The sequence below is a fragment of the Rhizobium sp. 21-4511-3d genome (assembly GCF_053522545.1).
Genome location: NZ_JBNWCF010000006.1, coordinates 333,965 through 346,047, shown reverse-complemented (window position 1 = coordinate 346,047; position 12,083 = coordinate 333,965). Strand labels below are relative to the sequence as shown.

10 protein-coding genes are annotated in these 12,083 nt (G+C 61.4%); 9 read left to right on the top strand and 1 reads right to left on the bottom strand.

Annotation, left to right across the window (positions count from 1 at the left end; genetic code table 11):
- Positions 1–13 precede the first annotated feature (13 nt).
- From ACQZ5H_RS16095 to ACQZ5H_RS16055, 9 genes are all read left to right on the top strand, one after another.
- Entirely contained in the window at positions 14–754 is a 741-nt protein-coding gene (locus tag ACQZ5H_RS16095; RefSeq protein WP_449098341.1) for a glycerophosphodiester phosphodiesterase, read from the top strand.
- A gap of 8 nt (positions 755–762) precedes the next feature.
- Positions 763–1,497 (top strand): inositol monophosphatase family protein, encoded by a 735-nt coding sequence (locus ACQZ5H_RS16090; protein WP_203430497.1) that lies wholly within the window; start codon positions 763–765, stop codon positions 1,495–1,497.
- A gap of 59 nt (positions 1,498–1,556) precedes the next feature.
- Positions 1,557–2,120: an NUDIX hydrolase gene (locus ACQZ5H_RS16085; RefSeq protein ID WP_449098340.1), complete on the top strand. Its 564-nt coding sequence runs from the start codon at positions 1,557–1,559 to the stop codon at positions 2,118–2,120.
- A 420-nt stretch (positions 2,121–2,540) separates the two neighbouring features.
- Positions 2,541–3,668 carry an ABC transporter substrate-binding protein gene (locus tag ACQZ5H_RS16080; RefSeq protein ID WP_130281755.1) on the top strand — a complete coding sequence of 376 codons (1,128 nt, stop codon included), beginning with the start codon at positions 2,541–2,543 and terminating at the stop codon, positions 3,666–3,668.
- 74 nt (positions 3,669–3,742) lie between these two features.
- A complete protein-coding gene (locus ACQZ5H_RS16075) occupies positions 3,743–5,488 on the top strand; it encodes an ABC transporter permease (protein ID WP_449098339.1) in 1,746 nt (581 codons plus the stop codon).
- 1 nt (position 5,489) lies between these two features.
- Entirely contained in the window at positions 5,490–6,584 is a 1,095-nt protein-coding gene (locus ACQZ5H_RS16070; protein ID WP_449098338.1) for an ABC transporter ATP-binding protein, read from the top strand.
- Between the two features lie 91 nt (positions 6,585–6,675).
- Positions 6,676–7,830, top strand: coding sequence for a mandelate racemase/muconate lactonizing enzyme family protein (locus tag ACQZ5H_RS16065; RefSeq protein WP_449098337.1), 1,155 nt, complete (start codon positions 6,676–6,678; stop codon positions 7,828–7,830).
- Positions 7,831–7,968: 138 nt separating this feature from the next.
- Positions 7,969–8,847 (top strand): alpha/beta hydrolase, encoded by an 879-nt coding sequence (locus tag ACQZ5H_RS16060; protein WP_449098336.1) that lies wholly within the window; start codon positions 7,969–7,971, stop codon positions 8,845–8,847.
- Between the two features lie 5 nt (positions 8,848–8,852).
- Positions 8,853–9,701, top strand: a complete 849-nt coding sequence (locus tag ACQZ5H_RS16055) for an IclR family transcriptional regulator (protein WP_199628389.1) — start codon at positions 8,853–8,855, stop codon at positions 9,699–9,701.
- 9 nt (positions 9,702–9,710) lie between these two features.
- Here the strand turns inward: ACQZ5H_RS16055 and ACQZ5H_RS16050 are convergent, their stop codons facing one another.
- Positions 9,711–11,894, bottom strand: a complete 2,184-nt coding sequence (locus tag ACQZ5H_RS16050; RefSeq protein ID WP_449098335.1) for a DUF1217 domain-containing protein — start codon at positions 11,892–11,894, stop codon at positions 9,711–9,713.
- Between the last annotated feature and the right edge of the window lie 189 nt (positions 11,895–12,083).

The following is a 12,083-nucleotide window of genomic DNA, read 5'->3' as shown; positions in this document are numbered from 1 at the left end:
AAAGAAAAACAAGATGCCCCTTATCCTTCCCGCACGGGCGCCAGGCCCGCTGATCGCCCATCGCGGTGCCTCCGCCAGCGCTCCCGAAAACACCATCGTCGCCTACCAGCTGGCGGCCGATAGCGGCTTTCCGTGGATCGAGGTCGACACGCAGATCACCCGCGACGGCCACCCTGTCATGATGCACGACTTCACCATCGACCGGACGACGACGGGGAAGGGGCATGTCTGCAACCTGACGCTCGCCGAGCTCCAGGCCTTCGATGCCAATACGCGTTTTCCCGAATTCGGACCGCAGAAGGTTCCGACGCTCGAGGAGACGATCGATTGCGTTCTGAAAAACGACCTCGGCCTCGTCCTCGAGATCAAGCCGATCTGGGGTTCCGATATCGAGCATGCCCGGGCAGTCGCGAAAGTGGTGGAAGCCCGCTGGCCGCGCGAGAACGACAAACTGGTCATTTCCAGCTTCTCCTCCTCCTGCCTGATCGAAATGCACCGTCTGCTACCTTGGGCATGCCTGGCGCTGGCCGCGGAAGTCGTCCCGTCCGATCCCGCCGCCTACATGAGGATGCTCGGCATTTCGGCATTCCACTTCAACTACGGCTTCGCTCTCACGCAGGGCTTCGACGGCCTGCTGGAAACCGGCGCGCATGTCGCCGTCGCGACGGTCAACGATCCGCAGACCGCGCGCACGCTGCTCGACAAGGGCGTCCACGGCGTCATGACCGACCGCGTTGATCTGTTCGGGGGCTGAATAGGTCGATGGTCGCGAATGAACGATTGGAATTGCTTTCCAGGCTTATTTCCGACGCAACGGTCATGGCGACGGGCTGGTATCAGAACCGTCACATGCTCGCCGTCAGCGAAAAAGAAGGAAAGCAGTATGTCAGCGCCGCCGATCTGGCGATCGAGGGCGCGATCCGGGAACTGATCCACGCATCCTTTCCTGACGATGCGATCCTCGGCGAAGAGGGCGGCGGCGAGCTTTCCGGCGTCACCTGGGTCATCGACCCGATCGACGGCACCTCCAACTTCCTGAATGGCCTGCCGCTCTGGGGCGTTTCGATCGGCGTGATGCTCGACCGGGAGCCGGTGCTGGGTGCAATCTCGCTCCCGTTGCTCGGCCTCCAGCTGGTCGGCGGGCCACGCCATCAGGTCTCCGGGCTCAAGGGCGTGGGCAGCGTTCCGCCGCCGATCCCGACCATGGCCGTCGGCTGGAATGCCGGATTGTCAGAGGAAGAAGAGCGCCGTCAGATCACCGCGATCAGAGCCGCCGGTTTCGAAACCGTCGGTTACCGCTGCGCTTCCGCGTCCCTCTACTTCGCAATCACCGGCTCTCTGTCCGGCTATTACGAAAAGGGACTGAAGCTGTGGGACCTGGCTGCGGCCATCGCGCTTTGCGCCGGCGCCGGGGTACCGTCCGCGGTCGACTGGCCGGATGGGGATGAGCCGTTCGTCCTGAAGGTCGGCGCTGCCGTCTCCGTTCCGGGCCTGTGACATCAAGCGAGGCGCCGGGGGCTCCTGATCTCAAGATTTGAAGGAGAGGCGGGCAAGAGATGTACCGCTTACCAAGCAACGATCATATCCGCCGCCGGAAGCCCGATCCCCATGCGGCGGCTTCCGGCGGCGAAGCCTTGCAATATGGCGCGATATGCGTGCGGGTGGTCGCCGACGGCGGCGCGTTTCTGCCCCAGGTGCTGCTGATCACCAGCCGCGATACCGGCCGCTGGGTCATCCCGAAAGGGTGGGGCAAAGCGAAGAAGATGTCCTTCGAGGTTGCAAAGGAAGAGGCCTGGGAGGAGGCCGGGGTCAGGGGACGCGTCTGGAAAAGGGCGCTCGGCTCCTACCGCTACGGCAAAGTCCTGGAGGATGGCGCCGTCGTTCAGGCCCGGGTCAAGGTGCATCTGATACTGGTCTCCCGGATCGAAGAACGCTTCCCTGAAAAGGGCCAGCGGACGTGCCGCTGGTTCGTTCCGGCGGAAGCGGCGGATGCCGTCAGGGAGCCGGAACTGAAACGTCTTTTCGCTCTGGTGCCGTCCGAGGTTGCGAAGCTCGTTCGCCGCTCCAAGCGTGTCAAAAGCTTCTTCCGCTCGCTGGCACCGGACACTCTTCCAGAGTAGGCCCGCGCCTCTCCGATCCCTCACATCGACGTTCCCTCAGAAGCTCTCCGGCCAGCCCGCCGGGGAGCTTTTTGCGTTCGTTCCGGCGTGAAAATGCGGTGGTGCGTTGCCGCCGGTCCGGGCTGCGGCGATCGGGCGCAAGGCCTGATGACCCGCTGCACATAAAAATTTCCGTCTTTGCCGCTCACAAAAAAGCCAATGGCATCATTGGCTTCGATCGTTTTAGTATAATTTGTCATCTAGTGACAAATTATTTTGTTTATTGACAAATTAGAACGCCAGGAGCTTTATCCCGTCAGGCTCTGAGGACTGGAGCATGGGCGCTGCCTTCTGGCGTTCCTGCGCAAGTTCATCAGCCTTTCTCAGGGAGATGGATCCACGGCAGTGGGTCCGGAGGTTCATTCATCGGGAGGTGAGACAGTGCTACTCAGAAATATTCTGTTCGGAATTTCAGTTTCGGCGGCTTCGGTCGCGATCGGCCTGACGGCCGCGCAGGCGCAGACCCTGCCGGACTACTATCCGAGCTCCTACAATCAGATCGTCGAGGCTTCGAAGGCCGAAGGTTCGCTGCTCGTGCAGTCGAATGTCGGGCAGCCGAACTGGAAGCCGATCCTCGAAGCCTTCGCCAAGGAATATCCGTGGATCAAGGTGCAGACGCTGGATCTCAGCGGCACCGAAGTGTTCGAGCGCTACTATGCCGAACAGGCCGCAGGTTCGAGCGAGGCCGATATCATTCTCGCCGCATCGGGCGCCGCATGGGCCGATTTCATCGCCAAGGGCAATGTCGTACCCTACGAGTCGCCGGAAGCCTCGAAGGTTCCGGACTGGTCGAAGCCGGTACCCGGCGTCTACACGATCTCGGTCGATCCCTCGGTCATCGTTTATAACAAGCGCGTCCTGAAGGAATCCGAATATCCGACGTCGATCAGCGATCTGGCCAAGCTGGTCCAGGCCAATCCGGGCAAGTTCACCAAGCGCCTGGCAACGATCGAGCCCTTCGGCTCCTCGGCGAAGGAATCGCAGGAAACGCACTACCTGCACCATGTCGGCCTCGACAAGGCGCTTGCCAACTTCTCGATCCTCGGCCCGGTTGCCGATCTGCAGCGTTCGGGCGGCCCGGTCTTCGAAAAGATCCTGACGGGTGAATATGTCGCCGGCTGGGACCTGTCGGCCGTCCAGCTCGTGCCGTTCCTGCGCGATCCGGCGCGCGCCAGCATCATCGGCTTTGCCCTTCCGAAGGACGGTCTGGTGATGTCGACCCGCTACTACTCGATCGCCAAGACGACGAAGCATCCGAACGCCGCCAAGCTGCTGGTTGACTTCATCATCTCCAAGAAGGGCCAGGAAGCCGTCAGCGCCGGCGGTCTGATCCCCTACCGCTCCGGCATCGACATCCCGGCAGGCGTCTACGACTTCACCTATGACAAGATCGTCAAGGAAGTCGGCGAGCAGAACATCGTCCAGACCTCGCTCGACAAGAACCTCATCACCGCACCGCCGGAATATCTCGAAAAGGTCAACGCCGCTTTCGGGATCAAGAAGAAGTAACTCGGCAAAGCGCCGACTGCATCTCCAATATGGAGGCCGGCTCCTCCCGGCCTCCTGTTTGAAGGAATGAGGAAGTGACCTTAGCCACTGAACACGATGCGGCAGCCGGCCCGGCCCTTGGCGGCGGTTCGCGTCTCCTGCGAAGAATACTGAACGAGCGATCGCTGATCATAAAGATCATCTGGGCAGCCCTGCTGTTCGTGCTCTTGGTCTCGCCGATGATCCCGATCATCTACCAGGGCTTCCTGGACAAGGCGCTTTATGAACAGGGCGCGAACTACACCCTCAAGAATTTCACCGATCTGTTCGGCGACCCCGAATTTGCCGATGCCATGCTGAACACGCTCTACATCGCGGTGCTGGGCACGTTGTTCTCGACCTCGATCGGTTTCCTCGCCGCGCTCTTCCTCGACAGGTTCGCCCTGCCGTTCCAGCGCACGCTCCGGCTCCTCTTCCTGTCGCCGATGTTCCTCTCGTCGCTGATCCTCGCCTTCGCATGGTCGATGATGTACAGCCCGACCGGCTTCATCGCGCTGGCGCTGCAGGATGCGATTGGTCTTGGATTGCCGAACCTGAATTCGCTCGGTGGCATCACTCTGCTCGCCGGCGTATCGGCTGCGCCGATCAGCTACATCTATTTCTCCTCGGCGATGATGAACATCCCGAACACGCTGGAGCTCGCCGCCCGCGCTGCTGGCGCAACGCCCCTCCAGGCGATCCGCAGCGTCGTCGTGCCGCTGCTGATGCCGTCGCTGCTTTACTGCCTGATGCTCAACTTCGTCCTGAAGCTCGACCTGCTCGCCGTGCCGCTGGTTCTCGGCGTGCCCGCCCGCATCGAGGTGCTCTCCACCTATCTCTACGACAAGGGCCTGACGTCCGCCCGGGTGGATTACGGCCTCGTCAGCGCCGCCGCCATCGTCATGCTGCTTCTGGTGCAGTTCTTCGTCTACGCGCAGAAATTCATCCTCGGCGATACCCGCAAGTACAACACGATCGGCGGCAAGGCCGGGCGCCAGACGCTGATCCCGATGGGCATGTGGGGATGGGTCATTGCCGCGGTGATGTTCGTCTACTGCATGCTGACGGCGATCCTGCCTTGCATGTTCCTGATCCTCAGATCCTTCACCTCGTTCCTGTCGCCCTACATGCCGATCAGCGAGGTGCTGACGCTCGACAATTTCCGGCTGGTCTTCGGCTATCAGGACTATATCAACAGCATCTACAACACGCTGATCATCGCCATCGGCGGCGGCGCGCTTGCCGTGCTGATCACCTTCATCAGCACCATCGTCGCCTACCGCTCGCCGAACCTGTTGCGTTCGTTCACCGAGCAGACGGCCTTCATTCCGAAGGCGATCCCCGGTCTCGTCGTCGGTATCGGCATCTTCTATGCTACCGTCATCATTCCTGGCAGCGGCTTCCTGCGCGGCAGCCTGCTGATCCTGGTGATCGCCTATGTGATCCGCTATTTCCCGACGGGCTTCGCATCGGTCTCGCCGCCCTTCCAGCAGATCTCGACCGATCTCGAAAAGGCCGTGCGTGTCTCCGGCGGTTCGGAATGGCGCTCCTATATCGCCGTCACCTTCCCGCTGCTGCGTCCGGCGCTGTTTTCCTGCTTCCTGCTCTATTTCGTGCAGTTCTTCAAGGAATACGCCGCCGCATCCTTCCTGTTCGGACCGAACACCGCCGTCATCGGCACGACGATGCTGCAGCTCAACGTGATGGGCAATTACGGGCCGGTCGCCGCACTTTCGGCAATCACGTTGGCTCTGACGCTGCCGATCGCGATCCTCATCCACTACAAGAAAAGAGAGGCCTGATATGAGCGTGGCTGTAAAACTGCAAGGCATTCGAAAAAGCTACGGCGCGCTCGAAATCCTCAAGGGGCTCGACCTCGACATCGCCGACGGCTCGTTCACCTCTCTGCTCGGCCCGAGCGGCTGCGGCAAGACGACGTTGCTCAACATGATCGGCGGTCTCGACCAGCCGACGAGCGGCGATATCCGCATCTACTCCGACGAAGTCTTCTCCAAGTCGAAGCTGATCAACGTGCCGATCGAGCGCCGCAATATCGGTTTCGTCTTCCAGAATTATGCACTCTGGCCGCATATGACGGTGCTGCAGAACGTGGGTTTCTCGCTGAAGCTCAGGGGCATCGCCAAGGCCGAGCGCGAGAAGCGCTCGCGTGAAATGCTCGAACGCCTCGAGCTCGCGCATCTGGCCGATCGCTATCCCTATCAGCTGTCCGGCGGCCAGCAGCAGCGCGTGGCGATCGCCCGCGCGCTGGTCTATCAGCCCCGCCTTCTGCTGCTCGACGAGCCGCTGTCTAACCTCGATGCGCAGCTGCGCGAGCGGGCGCGGTCTTGGCTCAAGGACATCCACCAGTCCTTCAAGCTGACGACCATTCTCGTCACCCATGACCAGGTCGAGGCACTGTCGCTCAGCGATCAGGTCGTGCTGCTCAACAACGGCGGCATTGAGCAGAAGGGCAGCGCCACCGAGATCTACAGCCGGCCGGCAACGGTCTATGTCGCCGATTTCGTCGGCGGTTCCAACATCATCGGCGGCAAGCTCTCGGGCCTTTCGGGCCGGGACGAAGCCGCGGTCGCCACCGTTACCACGCCCGACGGAACGGCGATCACCGCGCGTTCCCACGCAGAGCTGACGGTCGGCATGCAGGCGAGCATCGCCGTGCGGCCGCAGAAGGTCATCCTCTCGACGAGCAAGGATGCCGGTGTGCGGGCAGGTTCGGTGATCGGCTTTGCGCCGCGCACGGTTCTCTATCACGGCGGCCAGTACGAGGTGATCGGCGACACGCCTTTCGGGCACCTGCGCGTGCTTTCGGAACATGAGCCCGCAGCGGACACGGCCTACGCCCTGCTGCCGACCGAAGACTGCCTCTGCGTCCCGGCCTGAGGGCCGGACGCCGCTTACAATTTCCCGACCGGCTTCGCAGCCCACTCGGCTGCCCAAGCCAGTCCAGCATGCAATTCAGATGGAGCAAATAATGAGCAATTCTGCCGTTACGGAAACGCAAAAAGCCAATGACCTGATCCAGTCCGCGCGTGGCGAGATCAAGATCACCAACGCGACTGTCGCCTGCTATTCCTGGCCGCGCGTCCAGCCGATCACCAACGGCCTGCACACCTATGTCAACGTCAATATCGCGATCACCAAGATCGAAACCGATATCGGCGTCACCGGTTACGGCATCGGCCGCGACAATGTCGGCGAGAACGCCATGCGCAAGCAGTTCCTCGCCAAGATGATCGGCAAGGACCCGACGATGACCGAAGCCGTCTGGAAGGAATTCTGGATTCCCAAACTCTACGGCCGCCGCGGCCAGGAAACCAAGGCGTTGTCGTCGATCGACATGGCGCTCTGGGACATCAAGGGCAAGCTTGCAGGCCTGCCGATCTGGCGTCTGCTCGGCGGTTACCGCAACCGTATCCCGACCTATGTTGCTGGCGGTTACTACAGCAAGGGCAAGGGCACCCGCGATCTGCAGGCCGAGATGGAGGGCCACGTCAAGAACAACGCCCGCGCCGTCAAGATGAAGATCGGTGCCGTCGAGATCGCCGAGGATGTCGAGCGCATCAAGGCCGTTCGCGAAGTGCTCGGTCCCGATATCAAGCTGATGATCGACGCCAACTGCGCCTATTCCTATTCGGACGCGATCCGTCTCGCCAAGCGCGTCGAGGAATATGACATCTACTGGTTCGAGGAAGCCGTTCAGCCGGACGACTACGAAGGCTTCATCAAGCTTTCGCGCGCCACCTCCATCCCGCTCGCGACCGGCGAAAACGAATATACCAAGCATGGCTTCCGCGACCTGATCGCCACCCAGGCGATCGCCTTCCTGCAGCCGGATGCCCGCTACATGGGCGGTGTTACCGAGTTCATGAAGGTCGCCGGCATGGCGCAGGCCCATGGCCTCAACATCTGCCCGCATGGTGACCAGCAGGCGCATATCCAGCTGCTCGGCGCCATCCCGAACGGCCACATGCTCGAATTCGGCGCCAAGGAACTGAACCCGATGGCCGGTCAGGTCTACAAATACTCTCCGGATCTGAACGAAGACGGCACGGTCACCATTCCTGACGTACCCGGCATGGCGAGCGATCCGAACGAGGCTGCGCTCGAAAAGTACCGGGTCGCCTGACGCAATTGTGGCGGGGCGCCCGAGGCCTATGCGGTCTTCGCCGGGCGTCCCGCTATAATCTCTTGATTCGGAACGGCTTGCCGGATCCGGACAAAAAGACTTTCGATTGGGATGGCCTGCCAGATAAGGGAACTTTGGTTGCAAAACGATACAACGGAAAAGATCGTTTACGTGAAGACGGAGGACGGCCTCACGCTTGAGGGCCTGATGCTGCAGTCTTTGGGGCAGCCGACGCCCGCCGAAACGGTCATCTGGTTTCACGGCCTGCACCAGAAGTTCTCGGAAGCCGAATATGTCAATATCGGCAGGCAACTCGCCGCACGCGGCTTCCGTTTCATCACGGCGAACCTCCGCAGCCACGATTTCGGCACCTGGTTCCGCACCGACAAGGGCGCCTATCTCGGCGGCAGCGCCTGGGAGCTGTTCAGCGAATCCCCGCTCGACATCGCCGCATGGATCGACTTCGCGACGAAGGATCCGGGCCGCGTCGTGCTCGCCGGGCATGGTCTTGGCGGAGCGAAGGTCGTTTACTATCAGGCCGAGCGCCGCGATCCGCGGCTGGCGGGCTTGATCATCGCCTCGTCTGGTTCGCTGTTTCGCGAAAAGATGCGCCAGGACCTGCATCCCGTGGCAGCGAAGATGATCGCGGAAGGGCGGGAAAAGGAACTGCTGCCCTGGGGTACGCGCGGCGACCGCCAGGTCGCGACGATCAGTGCCGAATCTTACATGGATCTGGACCGTATCCACGAGTCGCTCTACGGCTATCAGAGCGTTCCGCCGGCGCTGGCGCGCATCACATGCCCGATCCTTGCCTGGTACGGCTCGAAGGAAAAGCTCGCCAACAAGGACATCGACGACTTCCTGGCCCGCGTGCGCCGCACGGCCACGGCATCGTCCCTGGTGAAGACGAGGAAGATTGCAGGGGTTGAATTTTTCTACACCGGAAGTGAAAAGGTAATAGCCGGCGAAATAGAACGCTGGTGCGAACAGTTACGGACACTCCAGGCGGCCGTTTGATTGATATGAAGGAAGCTTCCAACCGTCCCGGACGCAAGCCCACCCGTGAGGTCCTGCCGGTCACCCGCACGCTGGACCGCGGGCTTTCCGTGCTGCAGATTCTGGCCAAGGCGCCCGGCCTCAGCCTCTCGGAACTGTCGCGCGAGCTTGATCTTTCGCCGAGCACAGTGTCGCGCCTGCTGGCGACGCTTTCGGAGCGCGGCTTCGTCGCGCAGGAAAACGGCACCTTCAAGATCGGCCTTGGCGCCTTCGAGGTCGGGCTCGCCTTCTCCAAGCACATGCGTATCGATCAGGTCGCAGGCCCGATCGTCCAGAGACTGGTCCACGAGATCGGCGATACCGTCAGCCTCTGCATTCTGGAAGGCAAGGAGGTCATCTATGTCGACCAATATGAGGGACGCGGCACCGCGAGAACGGTGATGCGGATCGGTTCCCGCCAGCCGCTCTATTGCACGGCGGCCGGCAAGGTGATGCTCGCATGGCTCTGGGAAGAGCGGGTCCGCGATCTCCTCGGCGATGGCGCGCTTGTCCGCTACACGGAACATACGCTGACAACGACCGACCAGGTACTGCACGAGCTCGAAAACGTACGCAAGCGCGGCTACGCGACCGACCTGCAGGAGCTCGAAAATGGCGTCTGCTGCGTCGCCGCTCCCATTCGCGGCCGCTCGGGAGAGGTCATCGGCGCGATTTCCGCCTCGGCGATCGAACTGCGCATGACGTCCGATCGTATCGCCTTTCTCGGACCGGAGCTTGCGCAGGTCGCGAACGACATTTCCCACCGGCTCGGCTGGCGCTCCCCCGATCAGGGCAATCGCGGCCACTCGGAATTCAACGATATCTTCAGCGACTGAAGCCTTCGGCTATCCCGTCTTCAGCTGCGCCATTGCGAGCAGCGTATCGGCGCTGATCGACGCCGAACCGGTCAATATGGACAGCGCGGGTGACGAAGTGTTGGTGCCGTTGGCGACGTCGTACATGGCGGTGAAGCGCTTGATCAGGTCCTGGACCTTGTCGGGGTCGGAAAGGTCCTTCAGGTCGATGAAATTCTCGACCATCTCGGCCTGTTTATCGACATCCATGTTGGAAACGTAGCTCGAGAGATTGAAGCTCGTGGTGAAGAACTCGAAGAGGGCGCTGTCGCCGAGGATATCGTAGGCACTGGAAATATCGGGCGCCTTGCGCTCGAAATAGAGGGCAAGGCGGACGCCGGTATTGCTGTCACCCTGATCGGATTCCAGCGTCTGTTGCAGATAGAAGTCGACGGTCTCGAGGACGTCGCCGCGTTGCTGGACGGTTCCCGTCGGGTCGTCCGACAGATTGCCGTCGCTGTCGAAATTGAAGGCGCCGACGAGTTCGGCGTAGCGGTAATCGTCGAGGCCGTTGACGTAGCTGTTCTCGTCGTCGAGGTCCGACGCAAACATCTTCTTGAGCTCGTCGTCGCTGACCTCGTCGGGGTCAAGCCCCTTGGCCTTCAGCGCGAAGGAGACGAGGCGGTCGTCGGCAAGGAATTCGCTCGATGTCTTGATGGTCGCCATCTGCTCGCGAAAATAGCTGATCTCCGTGTCGGCGGCATCGGAGGCATCCGTCTGTTCGGTGCCGGTGAGATAGCGGATGGCGTCCTGTTTGTAATAGGCGGCGAAGTCGTCGATCACCGAGGAGGACATCGCCTGCAGGGGAACCGTGACGTCGCCCTCGCTGTCGAAATTGAAGGCGTCGCGGAATGCCTCGAAGCGGTCGTCGTGCAGGCGGTTGACATAGCTCTTGTCGTCGGTCGGATCGCTTTCCAGGATCTTCCGCAACTCGGCCTTGGAGACGGTCGAGGGATCGATGCCGAAGGCTGTCAGCGCGATGGCCGAGAGCTCGGGAAGCCCGTCATTGTCCTCGTCGTCATCGCTGGCATTGGTCTTCAGGAAGTCGTCGATCGAGGTGACGCTGGCGATGCGGGTCTTGTAATTCTCGATCGCGTCGTCGCTGCTGGCAGCGGCGATCACGGATTGATAGCCGGAGGTGAAGGCCGAGGTCGTCGAAGCGGTCTGGTCGGCGGTCTGGGCGCTGACGCCATCGGCGAGATTGCCGCTCTCATCGAAATTGAAGGCATCGTGCAGCGCCGAGAGGCCGATCGCGGTCGCAACCGAGGCGCTCTTCAGCGACGCGGAGATGAAGTTGTCGTTGTCGGAATCGGCAAGGCCATAGGCGGTGCGCAGGTAGCTCACCAGCTTGTCGTCGCTCATCAGCTGGCTGACCGAGGTGATGCTGCCGATCACCGAAGCGAAATAGGTGGAATAGGCGTCGCCGGTCTCTGACGATGCGAAGGTCGAGCTGCCGACGGCATAGGCGCTGGAGACCAGTGCCGTCTGATCCTCGGATTGCGCCTCGCCATCGACCGAGCCGTCGCTGTCGAAATTGAAGGCCTTCGCCAGGTTGAGATAGACGTCGTCGCCGAGCTGGTTGACGAAGCTGTCGGGGTCATCAGGGTCGCTGGTCAGCACGTTCCTCAGAAAGCTGGTGGAGGTATATTCGGTGCTGAGGCCGAAAGCCTTGAGCGTGAAGTTGGTGAGCCTGGTGTTCGACAGGAGATCGTCGACCGAGGTGATCGAGCCGATCTTCTCCTGGAAGTAGTCGGTCTCCTCGCTGATCGCGTCGGTCTCGGCGCCGAAGGAGGCCTCGTAGGCGTCGAGCAGCGTATCCCGCTGGGTGCTGGATTGGGCGGTGGCGGTCTCGCCGGAGAATTTGAAGGCGGCGGCGAATTCGGCATATCGGCTATCGCTCAGGCTGTTGGCGAAGCTTGAGGAATCGCTGAGATCGCTCTCCAGGACCTTCTTCATGAAGGCCTTGGCATAGGTCATGTCCTCCAGACCGTAAGCCTTCATCGCATAGGAATAGAGCTTGTAGTCGTCCATGAACTCATCGACCGTGGTGACCTTGGCGATGTGCTCCTTGTAATAGTCGGTATCGCGCGCCACCGCGCCCTGCGAGGCGACGTTTCTGAGGCTCGTGGTCAGGTTGCCGGCGATGGCGAGATAGCTGACATAGGTGGAGACCATGGGCTGCTCCTTGGCGCAAGCGCGGATCGGCGTTCGCGGCCAGCGGAGGGCGGCCACGGCGGGGTGCTTTGGATGTGTGGAGATCGGCGCCTGTCATGGCGCGGACAACGCGAGTCATCCCGCGCCGGTTCTTAATTAAAGAACTAGACGGTTCTGTATTTTATGTCAACGCCATGGCGCTGATATGCC